This is a genomic window from Micromonospora palomenae (assembly GCF_007829925.1).
Taxonomy (GTDB): domain Bacteria; phylum Actinomycetota; class Actinomycetes; order Mycobacteriales; family Micromonosporaceae; genus Micromonospora; species Micromonospora purpureochromogenes.
The window spans coordinates 130,912-146,828 of the sequence record NZ_VIXA01000004.1; the positions used below are offsets into that span (position 1 = coordinate 130,912).

18 protein-coding genes are annotated in these 15,917 nt (G+C 73.4%); 9 read left to right on the forward strand and 9 right to left on the reverse strand.

From position 1 onward, the window contains the following. Nucleotides 1-55 precede the first annotated feature (55 nt). The gene (locus tag FHX75_RS25275) at nt 56-1,114 is read right to left on the reverse strand and encodes an iron ABC transporter substrate-binding protein (RefSeq protein WP_154942852.1); all 1,059 of its coding nucleotides are present in this window, start codon (nt 1,112-1,114) and stop codon (nt 56-58) included. 143 nt (nt 1,115-1,257) lie between these two features. On the opposite strand from FHX75_RS25275, the gene FHX75_RS25280 reads away from it, so the two are divergent. Both FHX75_RS25280 and FHX75_RS25285 read left to right on the forward strand, forming a co-directional pair. Beyond that, nucleotides 1,258-1,833: an HhH-GPD-type base excision DNA repair protein gene (locus tag FHX75_RS25280; RefSeq protein WP_154942853.1), complete on the forward strand. Its 576-nt coding sequence runs from the start codon at nt 1,258-1,260 to the stop codon at nt 1,831-1,833. Between the two features lie 57 nt (nt 1,834-1,890). Beyond that, nucleotides 1,891-3,090, forward strand: coding sequence for a low temperature requirement protein A (locus FHX75_RS25285; RefSeq protein WP_154942854.1), 1,200 nt, complete (start codon nt 1,891-1,893; stop codon nt 3,088-3,090). Between the two features lie 25 nt (nt 3,091-3,115). On the opposite strand, the gene FHX75_RS25290 is transcribed toward FHX75_RS25285, so the two are convergent. Then, entirely contained in the window at nt 3,116-3,427 is a 312-nt protein-coding gene (locus FHX75_RS25290; protein ID WP_154942855.1) for a hypothetical protein, read from the reverse strand. Continuing rightward, the gene (locus FHX75_RS25295; protein ID WP_246158594.1) at nt 3,417-3,728 is read right to left on the reverse strand and encodes a hypothetical protein; all 312 of its coding nucleotides are present in this window, start codon (nt 3,726-3,728) and stop codon (nt 3,417-3,419) included. Before FHX75_RS25295 ends, FHX75_RS25290 begins: the two co-directional genes overlap by 11 nt. Before the next feature lie 106 nt (nt 3,729-3,834). Here FHX75_RS25295 and FHX75_RS25300 point away from each other — a divergent pair, with 106 nt between their 5' ends. After that, a complete protein-coding gene (locus FHX75_RS25300) occupies nt 3,835-4,191 on the forward strand; it encodes a DUF3099 domain-containing protein (RefSeq protein ID WP_088964797.1) in 357 nt (118 codons plus the stop codon). Nucleotides 4,192-4,237: 46 nt separating this feature from the next. Here the strand turns inward: FHX75_RS25300 and FHX75_RS25305 are convergent, their stop codons facing one another. After that, complete coding sequence (locus tag FHX75_RS25305) at nt 4,238-5,137, reverse strand: carbohydrate kinase family protein (protein WP_088963333.1); 900 nt, start codon at nt 5,135-5,137, stop codon at nt 4,238-4,240. After that, nucleotides 5,134-6,069: a pseudouridine-5'-phosphate glycosidase gene (locus tag FHX75_RS25310; RefSeq protein WP_154942857.1), complete on the reverse strand. Its 936-nt coding sequence runs from the start codon at nt 6,067-6,069 to the stop codon at nt 5,134-5,136. Before FHX75_RS25310 ends, FHX75_RS25305 begins: the two co-directional genes overlap by 4 nt. 88 nt (nt 6,070-6,157) lie before the next feature. On the opposite strand from FHX75_RS25310, the gene FHX75_RS25315 reads away from it, so the two are divergent. The 3 genes from FHX75_RS25315 (at nt 6,158) to FHX75_RS25325 (ending at nt 9,074) form a co-directional block, all read left to right on the forward strand. Continuing rightward, a complete protein-coding gene (locus tag FHX75_RS25315) occupies nt 6,158-6,376 on the forward strand; it encodes a DUF3039 domain-containing protein (RefSeq protein WP_154942858.1) in 219 nt (72 codons plus the stop codon). 42 nt (nt 6,377-6,418) lie between these two features. Beyond that, nucleotides 6,419-7,069 carry a trimeric intracellular cation channel family protein gene (locus tag FHX75_RS25320; protein ID WP_154942859.1) on the forward strand — a complete coding sequence of 217 codons (651 nt, stop codon included), beginning with the start codon at nt 6,419-6,421 and terminating at the stop codon, nt 7,067-7,069. A gap of 271 nt (nt 7,070-7,340) precedes the next feature. Then, nucleotides 7,341-9,074: a DEAD/DEAH box helicase gene (locus FHX75_RS25325; protein ID WP_154942860.1), complete on the forward strand. Its 1,734-nt coding sequence runs from the start codon at nt 7,341-7,343 to the stop codon at nt 9,072-9,074. Nucleotides 9,075-9,278: 204 nt separating this feature from the next. Here FHX75_RS25325 and FHX75_RS25330 read toward each other — a convergent pair whose 3' ends face one another. Further along, complete coding sequence (locus FHX75_RS25330) at nt 9,279-9,512, reverse strand: DUF7455 domain-containing protein (protein WP_088964796.1); 234 nt, start codon at nt 9,510-9,512, stop codon at nt 9,279-9,281. A 247-nt stretch (nt 9,513-9,759) separates the two neighbouring features. Further along, nucleotides 9,760-11,373, reverse strand: a complete 1,614-nt coding sequence (locus tag FHX75_RS25335; RefSeq protein ID WP_154942861.1) for an RNA polymerase sigma factor — start codon at nt 11,371-11,373, stop codon at nt 9,760-9,762. Between the two features lie 288 nt (nt 11,374-11,661). On the opposite strand from FHX75_RS25335, the gene FHX75_RS25340 reads away from it, so the two are divergent. Continuing rightward, entirely contained in the window at nt 11,662-12,480 is an 819-nt protein-coding gene (locus tag FHX75_RS25340) for an inositol monophosphatase family protein (RefSeq protein WP_154942862.1), read from the forward strand. 124 nt (nt 12,481-12,604) lie between these two features. On the opposite strand, the gene FHX75_RS25345 is transcribed toward FHX75_RS25340, so the two are convergent. After that, nucleotides 12,605-13,120 carry a LytR C-terminal domain-containing protein gene (locus FHX75_RS25345; RefSeq protein WP_211364600.1) on the reverse strand — a complete coding sequence of 172 codons (516 nt, stop codon included), beginning with the start codon at nt 13,118-13,120 and terminating at the stop codon, nt 12,605-12,607. A 433-nt stretch (nt 13,121-13,553) separates the two neighbouring features. Here FHX75_RS25345 and FHX75_RS25350 point away from each other — a divergent pair, with 433 nt between their 5' ends. Continuing rightward, on the forward strand, nt 13,554-13,850 hold the full coding sequence (locus tag FHX75_RS25350; protein WP_046565779.1) for a DUF4193 domain-containing protein: 297 nt from the start codon (nt 13,554-13,556) through the stop codon (nt 13,848-13,850). A 600-nt stretch (nt 13,851-14,450) separates the two neighbouring features. Beyond that, the gene (locus FHX75_RS25360) at nt 14,451-15,335 is read left to right on the forward strand and encodes a hypothetical protein (RefSeq protein WP_425463539.1); all 885 of its coding nucleotides are present in this window, start codon (nt 14,451-14,453) and stop codon (nt 15,333-15,335) included. Between the two features lie 4 nt (nt 15,336-15,339). Here FHX75_RS25360 and FHX75_RS25365 read toward each other — a convergent pair whose 3' ends face one another. Beyond that, nucleotides 15,340-15,834, reverse strand: a complete 495-nt coding sequence (locus tag FHX75_RS25365; protein WP_211364601.1) for a DUF3093 domain-containing protein — start codon at nt 15,832-15,834, stop codon at nt 15,340-15,342. Nucleotides 15,835-15,917: the final 83 nt, after the last annotated feature.

Below are 15,917 nucleotides of genomic sequence, written 5' to 3' on the forward strand. Positions count from 1 at the left end.
AAGCGGGCCGGCCCGGAACGGGCCGGCCCTGCCTCGGGCGTGGTGGTCGGGGCGGTCAGGGTACGAGCCCCGAGTCCTTGATCAGGCCGATCGTGGCGTCCAGCGTGTCCAGGTCGTTGAGGTCGATCTCCGGGCTGTCCAGGTCGGCCAGCGGCGGGACGCCGGCCGGGGCGGCGACCCCGGCCACCACCGGGTACTCGAAGGTCTGCTCGGCGAAGTACCGCTGCGACTCGGGGTTGAGCAGGAAGTCGACGAAGGCCTTCGTGTCCGGGTCCGTGGCGGAGCGCTTCAGCACGCCGACGCCCGCGACGTTCACCAGCGCGCCGGTGTCCCCACCAGGGAAGAAGTGCAGCTTCGCCTTCAGCGCGTCCGGCGTGGTGCCCTTCTCCTTGGCCACCTCGCCGAGGTAGTAGTGGTTGACCAGGCCGACCGCGATGGTGCCCTTGTCGACCTCTTCCACGATCTTGACGTTGTTGTCCCGGATCTGCGGCTCGTTGGCCTTGAGCCCGGCGAGGAAGTCCTTGGCCTTCTGGTCGCCGTGCTGCACCCGGATCGCGGTGACGAATGCCTGGAACGAGGCGTTGGTCGGGGCGACGCCGATCTTGCCCTTCCACTTCGGGTCGGTCAGCGCGAAGACCGACGTCGGCAGCTCGGCGGCGGGCACGGCGTCGGCGTTGTAGGCGAGCACCCGGGAGCGGGCGCTGACGCCGACCCACTGGCCGGTGCGGGAGCGGTAGGACTGCGGCACCTTCTCCAGGTCGGCGGCGGGCAGCGGGGCGAACATGTCCCGCTTGGCGACCGCGCCGAGGGCGCCGGCGTCCTGGGCGAAGAAGGCGTCGGCCGGGGACTTGCCGCCCTCCTCGACCAGCTGGGCGGCGAGCTGGGCGGTGGTGGCGTACCGGGTCTTCACGGTGATGCCGGTCTGCGCGGTGAACCGGTCCAGGAGCGGCTTGACCAGCTGCTCGTTACGGCCGCTGTAGACGGTGATGGTCTTGTCGCCGGGCTTGCCGGGGTCGGCGGCGTCGTCCTCGCCGGACCCGCAGGCGACCAGGCCGAACGAGAGCAGGCCGGCGGCGACGGTGACCGCGAGGGACCTGCGGGCGGGAACGGGCACGGCGGCACTCCTTCGGCTCCGGCCGGCGGGCCCTCCGCCGACGCGGAGAAGTTAGCACAGGCTAACCTTGGTGTTCCTGTGGGTCCGGCGCCCGCTCGGGGAGTCGGCGACGCGACCGTTGCGCCGACCGGCAGGATGGGCGCATGACGCTCTCGCTGCCCATCGATCCCGAGGCCAACCGGCTGCTGGAGCGCAGCCCGCTGGCCCTGCTGACCGGCATGGTCCTCGACCAGCAGATCCCGCTCGAGAAGGCGTTCACCTCGCCGTACGTGCTGGCGCAGCGGCTGGGGCACGAGCCGGACGCCCGGGAGCTGGCCGGGTACGACCCCGAGGCGCTGGTCGAGATCTTCGCCCGGCCACCGGCGCTGCACCGCTTCCCGAAGGCGATGGCGGCCCGGGTCCAGCAGGTGTGCCAGGTGCTCGTCGACCGGTACGACGGCGACGCCGCCCGGCTCTGGTCGGACGCCGCCGACGGGCGGGAGCTGCTGCGCCGGATCGGCGAGCTGCCCGGCTTCGGCAAGCAGAAGGCGCAGATCTTCGTCGCCCTGCTCGGCAAGCGGTACGACGTGTGCCCGGACGGCTGGCGGGAGGCCGCCGGCGGGTACGGCGAACCGGACGCGTACCGGTCGGTGGCCGACATCACCGACCCGGAGTCGCTGCGCCGGGTGCGCGAGTTCAAGCAGGCGGCGAAGGCGGCGGCCAAGGCGGCGAAGGGCTGACGCAACCGGCCCGCGCGCCGGCTCGTTGAGACCCGCGACGGCGGCGACGGGTGGGCGATGGCGGACGGGCAGGGTGGGGCGCTGCTGCGCGGCGTGACGAGTTCGCCCCGCGCCACCTTCCTGGAACTCTTCTTCGACCTGGTCTTCGTCTTCGCCCTGACCCGCGTCTCGCAGCGCCTGATCGACGACGTGTCGGCCAACCCCCCGGACGTGCTCCGTCAGGTCGCCCAGACCGTGCTGCTGTTCCTCGCGCTGTGGATGGTCTGGATCCTGACCGCCTGGGTGACCAGCCGGTACGAGCCGGAGCGGAACCCGATCCAGTTCGTGGTGGTCGCCTCCATGTTCGCCAGCTTGGTGATGGCCGTGGCGCTGCCCCGGGCGTTCGCCGAGCGGGCGCTGCCGTTCGCGCTGGCCTACCTGGCGATCCAGGTCGGCCGGCCGCTCCTGCTCACCCTGGCCCTGCGCGGGCATCCGCGCCGGTCGGTCACCCGCCGGATCCTGCTCTGGTTCACGGTCGGGGCGGTGCCATGGCTCCTCGGCGCCCTGCTGCCGCCGGCCCAGGAGGTGCTGTGGACGCTCGCCCTGGCCTGGGACTACGCCGGGCTGGCGCTCGGCTGGCCGGTGCCCCGGCGCGGGGCGGCGCGCCCCTCGGGCTGGGCGGTGGCCGGGGAGCACCTGGCCGAGCGGTACCAGCAGTTCTTCCTGATCGCGCTCGGCGAGACGGTCCTGGTCATCGGATTGACCTTCAGCGGAGCCGTCTTCTCCTCGCACGCGGCGCTCGCCTTCACCCTGTCCTTCCTCACCACCGCGCTGCTGTGGCGGATCTACTTCCACCGGGCGGGACACGTGCTGGCCGAGGCGATCAGAGTGGCCCGCTCGCCGGGAGTGCTGGGCGAGTCGGCGAGCTGGACGCACCTGGTGATCGTGGCCGCTGTGCTGCTCACCGGGGTCGGCTACGAGCTGGTGATCTCCCACCCGCACGGTGGGCGTACGCCGACGGGCTGGGCGGTCTTCGTGACGGGCGGCCCGGCGCTCTTCCTGACCGCCCGGGCCCGCTTCGAGTACGAGATCTTCGCGCGGGTGTCGCGCAGTCGGGTCGTCGGCGTGGTGCTCCTGCTCGGACTGCTCCCGTTGGCGCCGTTGCTGCCGCCGGTCGGGCTGCTGGGGCTGAGCGTGGCGGTGCTGGCCGGGATCGCCGTCGCCGACACCGCGCGGGCACACGGCCGTCCCCTCGAACGACCCGCGTCGCCCCTCTAGCCGCCGCGGCCGGGAGCCGACCGGCTCAGGCGGCGGTCGGGCGGGACAGCGAGGCCAGTGCCCGCCGGACGTCGGCGAGGGAGACGGTGGCGGAGTCGTCCAGGTCGGCCAGCCCGGCCTCGATCCACTGCCGCATCAGCGTGGTGACGCCGATGCCCCGGGCCTCGGCGGCCGCCCGGACCCGCTCGTAGGTCTCCAGCGGCAGGCGTACCGAGCGGCTGACCATCGGCACGTCGCTGTCGGGGGTGGGCAGCTCCACCGGCTGGCTCTCGTCGATCAGCTCGGCGAACGCGTCGTCGCCACCGTGGAACCGCTTGGTCGCGTCGTCACGGTTCATCGTGACCGCCTCCTCGTCGGCGATCCCTCCGCACGGCCTCGTCGTAGCGCTTGGCCTCGACGTCGCTCAGGTCGCGGGCGGAGAGAATGTCCCAGTCGTTGTCGGTGCCGTCGGCCTCGGCGAGCAGCACGGCCAGCCGCCTGCCGCGGCGGTTCGCCGCGTAGACGACCATGACGTCGTCGCCCAGGTGCCGGATCACCCGGCGGGTGCTGTGCAGGGCCTCCCAGACTTCCCCGGGTGTGACGTCGTAGACCCGCAGGTTGGTCAACGCCTCGTCGGTGAAGCTGAAGCGGTTGCCCACGGGCGGAGCGTACCACGGGCGTAACACGCACTGGGATGAGTCGATTTTCGCTGATCACGGCCGGGGAGTGACAGGATGGGTCGTAATCCCCTCGAGGAGGCCCGTGGTGAAGCGTCAGGCGTACCAGCCGATTCTGATCACCGACGCCTCGCGCAGCCAGGACGACCAGCTCACCAGTCGGCAGAAGCGCTACGTGCTGATGATGGGCATCCGGGTGGCCTGCGTGATCGTCGGTGCGATCCTGGTCGGCGCGAAGGCCCCGCTGCTCTGGCTCTGGCTGCCGCTGTGCGCCGTCGGGATGGTGCTCATCCCGTGGCTGGCGGTGCTGCTGGCCAACGACCGCCCGCCCAAGGAGCAGCACCGGCTGGCGGGGAAGTTCCAGCCCAGGATGCGCGACGAGACGCCGCCGATGAGCCTGACCGCCGAGGAGCGGCCGCACAAGATCATCGACGTCGAACCCTGACCGCCGGGCGCCGGACCATCCGATCCGGCGCCCGTGCAGGTGCGGGTCAGCCCGTCGGCCGGGCGCCCACCGTCGAGACGGCCAGCGCCCCGAGATCGCCGGCCCGGCCCAGCGCCGCCCGCGGCTCCGCGCCGCCCAGCCAGGCGGTCAGCAGGCCCGCTGCGAAGGCGTCCCCGGCACCGGTGACGTCGACCACCGCGACCCGCCGGGCGGGCGCCACGCTCACCGTCGCGCTCCGGTCGACCCAGACCGCCCCGGCCTCGCCCCGCTTCACCACCACCCGCCGGGCCGACACCGACAGCGCCCGCGCCTGCGCCCCCGGGTCCAGCCCGCCGGCGAGCACCCCGGCCTCGTCCGCGTTGACCAGGAGCAGGTCGACGTCGCGTACCCAGGACAGGAAGGCCGCCGCGCCGACCCGCCGCAGCGGCGCCGCGGACGCCGCGTCGACGCTGGTGGTGAGCCCGCGGGCGCGGGCGGCGGCCAGCGCGGCCAGCCCGGCCGGTCGCGACGCGGCGTCCAGCAGGCAGTACCCGGACAGGTGCAGGTGCGCGGCGTCCGGCGCCGCGGCCAGCGCCCGCTCTACGTGCTCGACGGTCAGCCGCAGGTTCGCGCCGCGTTCGGTGACCATCGTGCGTTCCCCGGCGGTGGCCAGCACGATCACCGTGCCGCTGGCGCAGCCCGGATGCACCTCGACGGCGCACTCCACGCCGACCCGCTCCAGCTCGGCCACCCGGTCCCGCCCGGCGCTGTCGTCGCCGACCGCGCCCACCAGCGTCACCGGCACGCCCTGCGCCGCGATCCACGCCGCGGTGTTGGCCGCCTGGCCACCTCCGCTGACCTGGATCGTCGCCGGCGTGTCCGAGCCGGTGGCCAGCGGCCCGGCCAGCACCGCCACCACATCGGTGATCAGGTCACCGACCACGACCACCCGGGACGGGCCGGTCATGCCGGCGCGTCGGTGCGCAGGGCGGCCGCGGCGACGGCGATCCGGGCGGCCAGGTCGGCGTTGCGCAGGATGATCCGCACGTTCACCGCCAGGCTGGCGCCCTCGGTGGCCGAGTGGAAGTGGGCCAGCAGGAACGGGGTCACCGCCTTGCCGGTCACCCCCTCGCGGCCCAGCCGGGCGAGGCCCTCGGCGAGGGTCCGGTCGTGCAGCGCCGGGTCGAGCTGCTCGTCGGTCGGGAGCGGGTTGGCCACGATCAGCCCGCCGCCGTGCACCCCCTGCTGCTCCCGGGCTGCCAGCACGTCCGCCACCTGCTCCGGGGAGTCCACCGACCAGTCCAGGTCGAAGCCGGCGTCGGTCAGGTAGAAGCCGGGGAACCGTCGGGTGCGGTAGCCGACCACGCCCACGCCGAGGGTCTCCAGCCGCTCCAGCGTCGCGCCCACGTCGAGGATCGACTTCACCCCGGCGCAGACCACCGCGATCGGCGTCCGGGCCAGGGTCACCAGGTCGGCGGACTCGTCGAAGGTCTGCGCCGCCTCCCGGTGCACGCCGCCCAGCCCGCCGGTGGCGAAGACACCGATCCCGGCCGCCGCGGCGACCGCGCTGGTGGCGGCCACCGTGGTGGCGCCGTCCGCGCCGGTGGCGGCGGCCACCGCCAGATCGCGTACGGAGAGCTTGCTCACTCCGTCGACGGTGGCGAGCCGGGTGAGCTGGGCGTCGTCGAGCCCCACCACCAGCTCGCCGCCGACCATTCCGATGGTGGCCGGGACCGCCCCGGCCTCCCGTACGGCCCGCTCGATCTGGCGGGCCACTCGCAGGTTGTCCGGTCGGGGCAGACCGTGCGAGACGATGGTGCTCTCCAGGGCGACGACCGGTCGACCGTCACGCAGGGCGTCGGCGACCTCAGCGCCGAGACGGGTGTGAAAGTTGGTCACCTCCGTTACCGTACGGGCCGCCCTCGGGTGGGCTGCGGTGGACCGCCCCCCGCCGACCTGCCAAACTAAAACGTTGGAGGTGTCAACAGTGAGCACACAGATTCTCGAACGGCCGGAGCTGAAGGACGCGGACACCGGTCCGGAGATGTTCCACTACGTCCGCAAGGAGAAGATCGCCGAAAGTGCCGTCATGGGCACCTACGTGGTGGCGCTCTGCGGCGAGACGTTCCCGGTGACCAAGGCGGCCAAGCCCGGCTCGCCGGTCTGCCCGAAGTGCAAGGAGATCTACGACTCGTACGGCGAGTGATCCCGGGCGGCCGGCCCGGCCGCCCCCGTACTCTTCGGCGGTGTGACCACCTCCACCGCCCTGCTCTTCGCCGATCTGACCGGAGTGGCCGTCTTCGCCGCCTCCGGGGCTTCCGCGGCGGTGGCCAAACGGCTCGACCTCTTCGGCGTCGTCTTCGTCGGCTTCGTGGCCGCCCTCGGCGGCGGGATCTTCCGTGACCTGGCCATCGACGAGGTGCCCCCGCTGGCCTTCGCCGACTGGCGGTACGCCACCACCGCCGCGGTGACCGCCGCCGCCGTCTTCTGGCTGCACCCGCAGCTGGCCCGGCTGCGCACCACCGTGCTGGTGCTGGACGCGGCGGGCCTGGCCCTGTTCACCGTCACCGGCACGCTCAAGGCGCTCGACGCCCACGTGCCGCCGGTCGGCGCCTGCGTGATCGGCATGCTCACCGCCATCGGCGGCGGGCTGGGCCGGGACCTGCTCACCGCCGAGATCCCGGTGGTGCTGCGGCGGGAGATCTACGCGGTGGCCGCGCTGGCCGGCGCGGTCGCGGTGGCCCTGCTCGACGCCGCCGGACGCGCCGGTACGGCGCCGCTGACCGCCGCCGCCCTGCTGGTCTTCGCGCTGCGGCTGGTGGCGCTGCGGCGGCGCTGGTCGGCCCCGGTGGCCACCCTGCGACCCCCGAAGACCGGCGTCCGCGGCCCCCAGACCTGACCACCCACCTCGTCACACCGCGCCGCGCGCTGTGCGGCGTGTCGGGGTCTCCCCGGCCCGGGATGCCCCGACACGCCGCAAACCGCGCCGGGCGGGGCGCGGGCGGGGGTGGCGGATGTGACCAGCGTGGCGTCGAGTGGGGCGAGCGGCCCGGGCTGGTTATGCTGAGTCGGCCTTCGCGGCATCTTCTGCGCGGAGGCGTTTTCATGGGCGGCGGTACCCGTGGCCCTCGGCCGGGGTCCGCCATGGTGCGGTCGGAGAGGAGCCTCGCGTGGCAGCCCGGTTGCCGGCGCTAGAGACGTTCCCGCCCCTGCGTGCCTGGCAGCGCAAGGCGATGGTGGAGTACCTGCGCCGCCGCACCGACGACTTCACCGCGGTCGCCACGCCCGGCGCCGGCAAGACCACCTTCGCCCTGCGGATCGCCGCCGAGCTGCTCGTGGACGGCACCGTCGAGGCGGTCACCGTGGTCGCCCCGACCGAGCACCTGAAGACCCAGTGGGCGAGCGCCGCCGCCCGGGTCGGCATCCAGCTCGACGCCGCGTTCCGCAACGCCGACGTGCACTCCGCCGCCGACTTCCACGGCGCGGTCGTCACCTACGCGCAGGTCGGCATGGCCCCGCAGGTGCACCGGCGGCGCACCATGACCCGGCGCACGCTGGTCATCCTCGACGAGATCCACCACGCCGGCGACTCCCGGTCCTGGGGCGACGGGGTCAAGGCCGCCTTCGAGCCCGCGGTACGCCGGCTGATGCTCACCGGTACGCCGTTCCGCTCCGACGACAATCCCATCCCGTTCGTCACCTACGAGCGCGGCGGCGACGGGCTGCTGCGCTCCCGCGCCGACTCGGTCTACGGCTACTCCGACGCGCTGCGCGACGGCGTGGTCCGGCCGGTGCTCTTCCTGGCGTACTCGGGGGAGACCCGGTGGCGCACCAACGCCGGCGACGAGCTGGCGGCGCGGCTGGGCGAGCCGATGACGCAGGACCTGGTGGCGCAGGCCTGGCGTACCGCCCTGGACCCGGCCGGGGACTGGATGCCCCAGGTGCTCCGGGCCGCCGACGCCCGGCTGACCGTGCTGCGCAACGCCGGCATGCCGGACGCGGGTGGCCTGGTCATCGCCAGCGACCAGCAGAACGCCCGCTCGTACGCGAAGCTGATCGAGCAGGTGACCGGCGAGAAGGCCGCCGTGGTGCTCTCCGACGACGTGGGGGCGTCCGCGCGGATCGCGACGTTCGCGGCGTCCGAGCAGCGTTGGCTGGTCGCGGTCCGGATGGTGTCCGAGGGCGTCGACATTCCCCGGCTGGCGGTCGGCGTCTACGCCACCAGCGCCAGCACCCCGCTCTACTTCGCCCAGGCGATCGGGCGTTTCGTGCGGGCCAGGCGGCCGGGGGAGACCGCCTCGGTCTTCGTGCCGAGCGTGCCGCACCTGCTCGGGCTGGCCAGCGAGATGGAGGCCGAGCGGGACCACGTGCTCGGCAAGCCCAAGGAGTCCGACGGCCTCGACGACGACCTGCTGGAGCGCGCCCAACGCGACGACCAGGCCAGCGGTGAGCTGGAAAAGCGCTTCACCGCGCTCTCCGCCACCGCCGAGCTGGACCAGGTCATCTTCGACGGCGCGTCCTTCGGCACCGCCGCCCAGGCCGGCACCCCCGAGGAGGAGGAATACCTCGGCCTGCCCGGTCTGCTCACCGCCGACCAGGTCTCCATGCTGCTCACCAAGCGGCAGGCCGAACAGCTCGCCGCGCAGCGCCGGCGGGCGGCCACGCAGACCGCTGAGCCGGCCGCTGACGCCCCCGCGGCACCGGCCGCACCGATGAGTGCCGCCCAGCGCCGGGTGGCCCTGCGCCGCCAGCTGAACGCCCTGGTGGCCGCCCGGCACCACCGCACCGGCCAGCCGCACGGCAAGATCCACGCCGAGCTGCGCCGCCTCTGCGGCGGCCCGCCCAGCGCCCAGGCGACGATCGAGCAGCTCGAAGAGCGCATCGCCACCGTCCAAACCCTCTGACCCCACCCGCCCCAGCCACCCCACCCGGCCGGGCCGTCAAGATCCCTGCACTTTCCCGGAAAGTGTGGCTATTCGGCGCGTCGAGGCCACTCATTCCGTGAAAGTGCGCGGATCTTGGGCGCGGGGCGGGAGAGCGCAGACGAAGCCGGCCGGGAGCCCCTTGGGGCTCCCGGCCGGCTATGTCGTCGTTATGTGGTTGCGGATTCAGTTCGCCATCAGATCGGCGCCACGCCAGCTGAACTCCGGGTCCGTCGCGTACTTCACGGTGATCTTCACGAGATCCTCCGCGTACTTGTTCGCGTGGTGCCCACAGAACACCAGCTCGCTCCCACCCGCCAGAGTGATCCGGAGCTTGCCGGCAGCATTGCAGCGGTCGCACCGTTCATCGGCGGCCGGGGGGGCCACCGTCTCGGGCGGCGGCGTGAGGGTCGGGGTCATCGCCTTCCTCCTCTGGTCGTCACCGATGAACACTCTCTTCGGTCGTTGCTCACCCATCGTGCAACACCCTGGTCGGGCCCTGCCTTCCCTGTGTGCCCGCGGGCGACCGAGGTCACACATGGCAGGGAGACAGTGTGCCGTGTGCCAAGGGTGCCACGTCAACGATCACAAACAGGCAACCGACCGATCACCTTTGAGTGTTCTACGGCTAGTGGTCAAACCGACACGGCTGGTTGACGTGAAGGGGTCAGTCCAGGTAGTCCCGGAGCACCTGGGAACGGGACGGGTGACGCAGCTTGGACATCGTCTTGGACTCGATCTGCCGGATCCGCTCCCGGGTCACCCCGTACACCTGGCCGATCTCGTCCAGGGTGCGCGGCTGACCGTCGGTCAGGCCGAAGCGCAGGCGTACCACGCCCGCCTCACGCTCGGAGAGCGTCTGCAGCACCTGCTGGAGCTGGTCCTGCAGCAGCGAGAAGGAGACGGCGTCGACCGCGACGACGGCCTCGGAGTCCTCGATGAAGTCACCGAGCTGGCTGTCGCCCTCGTCGCCGATGGTCTGGTCCAGCGAGATGGGCTCCCGGGCGTACTGCTGGATCTCCAGCACCTTCTCCGGTGTGATGTCCATCTCCTTGGCCAGCTCCTCCGGGGTGGGCTCGCGGCCCAGGTCCTGGAGCAGCTCGCGCTGGATCCGGCCGAGCTTGTTGATCACCTCGACCATGTGCACCGGGATGCGGATGGTGCGGGCCTGGTCGGCCATCGCCCGGGTGATCGCCTGCCGGATCCACCAGGTGGCGTAGGTGGAGAACTTGTAGCCCTTGGTGTAGTCGAACTTCTCGACCGCGCGGATCAGGCCGAGGTTGCCCTCCTGGATCAGGTCCAGGAAGGCCATGCCGCGGCCGGTGTAGCGCTTGGCCAGCGAGACGACCAGTCGGAGGTTGGCCTCCAGCAGGTGGTTCTTGGCGCGCTCGCCGTCGCGGGAGATCCAGCCCAGGTCCCGCTGCATGTCGCGGGTGAGCTTCTCCTCACCCTCGTCGGCCGCGCGCAGCCGCTCGGCGGCGTAGAGCCCGGCCTCGATCCGCTTGGCGAGCTCCACCTCCTGCTCCGCGTTGAGCAGCGGGACCTTGCCGATCTGCTTGAGGTACGCCCGGACGGAGTCGGCCGAGGCGGTGAGCTCGGCGTCGCGACGCGCCTGCTTGAGCGCCTCGGACTCCTCGTCGTCCCACTCGAAGTCGTTGTCCGTGGCGGAGCTGGCCGCGTCGGCCTCGGCGGCCTGGGTCAGCTCGGCCGGCTCCTCGACCACCACGTCCTCGATCGCGGCCGCGAGCTCCTCGGGGTCGATCTCGCCCTCGGCGCCCTCGCCCTTGGCCTTGCCGGCGGTGGCCTTGGTGGCCTTGCCGGCCGCGGCCACCGTCGCCTTGGTGGCGCGGGTGGACTTCGTCGCCTTGGCGGCCGGCGCGGCGGCCTTGGCGGCCACGTCGGCGGTGGTGGCGGCGGCCTTGCGCGGCGCCGCCTTGCGCGGGGCGGGCGCCGGGGCCTCGTCGGCGGCGGGCGCCTGCTTGGGGGCGGGCGCGGCGGCCTTCTTGGTGGTCTTGGCGGTGGTGGCACGCGAGGCCGGGGTGGCGGACCGGGCCGCGGCGACCCGGCGACGGGTGCTGGCCGAGCCGTCGACGACCACGGTCACCCCCGCCTCGGAGAGCGCCCGCAGGATCTTCTTGGCCTGGGCCGGGGTCACCTCAGCGGACTCGACGGTGCGCGCGAGCTGGGCCGACGTCAACTGGCCGCCGGCGCTCTGCGCGTGGGCGATCAGGGTGTCGGTGAGCGAGCGAACGTCGGCGCCGGTCTGGCGGGGTTCTGTCACGAATGACCTTCCGGAGGCGAAGAGCGAGCACGGCCGGGTCGTCCGGCGCAGCGTGGGGCACCGTGCCGGGCGATGTCGTTGAGGGACCCCCGTGTCCCGGGCCGGCCGTCCGGCGGCGGTCCGTGGCGCGTGGGCAGGGTGAATTGTAACGCCGTCTGCGGCGATCATCCTGCGGCGCACGGCGTACCGGCGGCGGGGACCGCCGATTCGGCGCAGATGTGGACTTTGTTAAGGATGATACCCGCGCGCACGGCGGGGCGTCCCGATCGTGCGGGAAGGGGACGAACCATGACTCGTTCGGCACCGGCACCGGCCGAACTGCTCACGATCGCGATCGATGTCGCTCGGCAGGCCGCGGCCACCGCGTACCGGATGCGCGCCGAGGGGGTGTCGGTCGCCGCGACCAAGAGCACCGTCACGGACGTGGTCACCGCCGCGGACCGCGCCGTCGAGCGCCAGGTCCTCGACGCGCTGCACCGGGTACGCCCCGACGACGCCGTCCTCGGCGAGGAGTACGGGGCCGGGGCGGCCGACGGTGCGGTCAGCGGGGTGCGTTGGATCGTCGACCCGATCGACGGCACGGTGAACTACCTCTACGGGCTGCCGTACTGCGCGGTGTCGCTGGCCGCCGAGGTCGACGGCGAGGTGGTCGCCGGGGTGGTGCGCAACCTGGTCACCGGCGAGGAGTGGACCGCCACCGCGGGCGGCGGGGCCTGGCGCGACGGGCAGCGGCTGCGCTGCTCGACCGAGGTCGACCTGGGCCAGGCGCTGGTCGCCACCGGATTCGGCTACGACCCGGCGCGCCGTTCGCACCAGGCCCGGGTGATCGCCGAGCTGATCCCGCACGTCCGCGACATCCGCCGGCTCGGCGCCGCCGCGCTGGACCTCTGCCTGGCCGCCGAGGGGCGGGTGGACGCCTACTACGAGAAGGGGCTGGCCGCCTGGGACCAGGCGGCCGGCGGTCTGGTGGCCGCCGAGGCGGGCCTGCGGGTCGCCGGGCTGGGTGGCCTGCCGGCCGGCCCGGACCTGGTGATCGCCGCGCCGCCGGCGCTCTTCGCGCCGCTGCACGACCGGCTCGCCGACCTCGACGCCTCCGGCGGCCCCTGACCGCCCGGACCCGGCCGGCGCGACCGGGCCGAATCTCCGACAACAAAAACGGCGGTGTCCCGGGAGACACCGCCGTTTCGGTCAGATCAGTCCGGTCGGTCCGCCGGCCCGGCCGGCGGAACGGTCACTTCTCGACCGGCATGGGGCAGGAGCCGGCCGGCGCCTCGGGCGCGCCCAGGTCGCCCAGGGACTGGTTCACCTCGGTGGTGGTGGCCAGCTGCTGGAAGCCGTTGCCCAGCACGACGTCGACGGTGTCGTCCTTGCGCTTGGCGTCGTACACGGGCTCGGCGTTGTTCAGGAAGTAGGCCCGCAGCAGGTGCGCGGAGCCGACACCCTTGGGGCCGTAGCGCAGCAGCGCCACCTCGTCGACGCCCTTCGGCGCGGTGGCCGTCTTCTTCACCTGGAACTTCCGGTTGCGGAAGTCGTCGGCGATGTTGCCGGCCAGACCGATCTGGTCGGTGGCGTTGAAGACGTTGATCTTCACGTCCTTCGGCTCGCGCAGGGTGATGTCGGCGAGCGGCCAGCCCTCGGGGCAGCCCCCTGCGGCACCCGCCTTGCCCTGCGTGTCCCGCACCATGGCGACGACGACGAAGACCAGGGCGACCACCGCCAGCAGACCGACGACAACGAGTGCTCGCACTCGCGCAAAACTCATCTGGGCGCTCCCCGGACAGTGATGGGTGGCGGCGGCCAGCCGGTGGTCGGGCCGCCCCGCCGGCCGTCGAGTACGCCGCTGAGGTTAACGGTTGTCCGACCGTCGCGTGGAAACAGTCCGACATGCCGGCGCGCCATCCGGGAAGCGGGTACTACTACCCCTATCTTCGTGTCGCCTGAGTCACATTGGGAACAACTCGGGGTGCTGGGGCGTACATCTCAGCCACGAGGGCGGTATACATGCCTCGCCCGAGGGGGGTAAGGTTCCGCGCTCGCTGGGGGAGGCCCCTGTCGGCCTCCGGCCAGAGCGGCCGGCGGTCGGGTGACCGACACAAAGGGTGGCCGGCCAGTGGGAACCGAAACAACGTCGTCCGGCGTTACAACCGGAAGCGACAATATCGATATGGGAGAGTGAACCGATGGCCACCGACTACGACGCCCCGCGTCGCGACGAGGTCGACCTCGGCGAGGACAGCCTGGAAGAGCTCAAGGCCCGGCGGGTCGACTCACAGTCGGGCGCCGTGGACGTCGACGAGGCCGAGGTGGCCGAGAGCTTCGAGCTGCCCGGAGCCGACCTGGCCGACGAGGAGCTGACCGTCAAGGTCCTGCCGATGCAGCAGGACGAGTTCCGTTGCGGCCGCTGCTTCCTGGTCCACCACCGGAGCCAGCTGGCGGTCGAGCGCAACGGCGAGCTGATCTGCCGCGAGTGCGTCTGACCCCGAACCGCACATCGGCGGCGGCCGCCATTACGGGGCCGCCGCTGCCCGAGCTGCCGTGCGGGGGCGGCGGGGAGCTGCTTGACTCATAACGGGCGGTGACCACGCCGACGGGAGCACGGGAGGTCGGGCGGCATGAGCGAACGCGACGAGCGGGCCGGTGGGACGGCGGGGGGTACGCCGACCGGACCGCGCCCCGGCGCCGGGGCGGACGCCCCGGCGCAGCCGGAAGCCACGACGCGTCCGGAGTCGGGTGCCACCCACCGCCCGGACGACACCGTCGCCGGCCGCCCGCGCACCGGGACCACCGGTGCCCGGACGTCCGGCGCCGACCCGACGTCCGGTGGCGCGGCCGGAGCGGCCGGCGGCACCCTCGACGCGCCGTCCGGCACACCGGAATCAGCCGACCGGGCCGCTGAGGAACTCGGTGAGACCGTCGCCGCGCTGACCGCCGACGACATCGAGCCGGCCCGCCGCCGTCAACTGCTGGCGCGCGCCAGCGGGCTGGCCGACCGGTTCAAGCCGAAGGCCGCGCTGCGCCGGATGACCGACACGGTCTCCGACGTGGCGCCGCGCATCCCGGTCCCGGATCTGGCCACGCTGCGCCGGCACCTCCCGGGCGCCGGGGCCACCGGTGCCCGGGAGGCGGCACCATCCGGCGCCGGCCCGACGTCCGGTGGCGCGGCCGGCGGCACCCTCGAGGCGCCGTCCGGCAGGCCGGAATCGGCCGACCGGGCCGCTGAGGAACTCGGTGAGACCGTCGCCGCGCTGACCGCCGACGACATCGAGCCGGCCCGCCGCCGCCAACTGCTCACCCGGCTGGTCGGGCAGGCGCGCGCCCGCGGGCTGGCCGACCTGTTCAAGCCGAAGGCCGCCCTGCGCTGGATGACCGACACCGTCTCCGACGTGGCGCCGCACATCCCGGTCCGGGACCTGGCCACGCTTCGCCGGCACTTCCCCGGACTGGACGACGAGGCGCTCGCCGAGCGGCTGGTGCGCAACGCCGCCCGGGCCACCGCCGGGGTGGGCGCCGCCGGCGGCGGCGTCGCCGCCGTGGAGTGGGTGGCCACCCCGACCCTGCTCTCGGCGCCCGTGCTGCTGGCCGCCGAGACGGTCGCCGTGGTGTCGATCGAGCTGAAGCTCATCGGGGAGCTGCACGAGGTCTACCACGTGCCGCTGCCCACCGGGGGCAGCCAGCGGGCGATCGCCCTGATGCAGTCCTGGGCCAACCAACGCGGAATCAACCCGATGACGCCCGGGGTGGGCGTCGGCGCGGTGCTCGGCACCGCGGCCCGCAAGGAGCTGCGCGACACCCTGCTCAGGCGGTTCGGGCGCAACCTGACCACGCTGGCGCCGTTCCTCACCGGCGCGGCCGTGGCCAGCTACCTCAACCGGCGGGCCACCCTGACCCTCGCCGACGAGATCCGCCGGGACCTGCGCCGCAAGGGCGAGGCGCTGCCCGGCGGCCGGCGGGCCCTGCCCTGAGGAGTCAGGCCGCGTCGCGGGCGGCCATGACGGCGCGGGCCAGCTCGACCGGGTGACGGGTGCTGACCACCCAGAACGGGGTCGGGTCGGCCGGATCGTCCAGCACCACCTGCACCGCGCCGCCGATCCAGGGCCGCTGCACCACGAAGGCCAGCGGATCCGCGCCCACGCCGAGGACCTCGCGGCGCCCGGCGGCGTCCAACGGGACCACGTCCGCCACGTACCGCACCGGCAGGTGGGCGTCGTCCACGAACAGCTCGCCGTCGCGCACCGCCACCCGGACCCGGCCCAGCCACCACAGCGCGACCGCCGTCGCCGGCGGAAGGACCACGAAGGGCAGCCAGGCCCGCACCCCGGGGGCGCCCATCCACACCTCGGCGGCCAGCAGCCCGGACAGGGCCAGCCCGACCACCCAGAGCCACCAGGGCAGACTCAGCCGTTCGGAGTGCTCCGCGGCCGCTGCGGTGCGCGGGGCCGGCGAGGACGGGGAAGGCGACACGCTCACACCTGCGAGGGTACGGCGCGCGGTGGCCGTCCGACCCGGCAGGATGGCAGGGCCACCCACGAACCCGACGGAAGAGG

What these genes read in the sequence shown, in the direction of transcription:
- FHX75_RS25280 (WP_154942853.1), top strand. Translation starts at nt 1,258, where the DNA reads ATGACGCTCTCGCTGCCCATCGATCCCGAGGCCAACCGGCTGCTGGAG.
- FHX75_RS25285 (WP_154942854.1), top strand. Translation starts at nt 1,891, where the DNA reads ATGGCGGACGGGCAGGGTGGGGCGCTGCTGCGCGGCGTGACGAGTTCG.
- FHX75_RS25290 (WP_154942855.1), bottom strand. Translation starts at nt 3,427, where the DNA reads ATGAACCGTGACGACGCGACCAAGCGGTTCCACGGTGGCGACGACGCG.
- FHX75_RS25305 (WP_088963333.1), bottom strand. Translation starts at nt 5,137, where the DNA reads ATGACCGGCCCGTCCCGGGTGGTCGTGGTCGGTGACCTGATCACCGAT.
- FHX75_RS25330 (WP_088964796.1), bottom strand. Translation starts at nt 9,512, where the DNA reads ATGACCCCGACCCTCACGCCGCCGCCCGAGACGGTGGCCCCCCCGGCC.
- FHX75_RS25340 (WP_154942862.1), top strand. Translation starts at nt 11,662, where the DNA reads ATGACTCGTTCGGCACCGGCACCGGCCGAACTGCTCACGATCGCGATC.
- FHX75_RS25350 (WP_046565779.1), top strand. Translation starts at nt 13,554, where the DNA reads ATGGCCACCGACTACGACGCCCCGCGTCGCGACGAGGTCGACCTCGGC.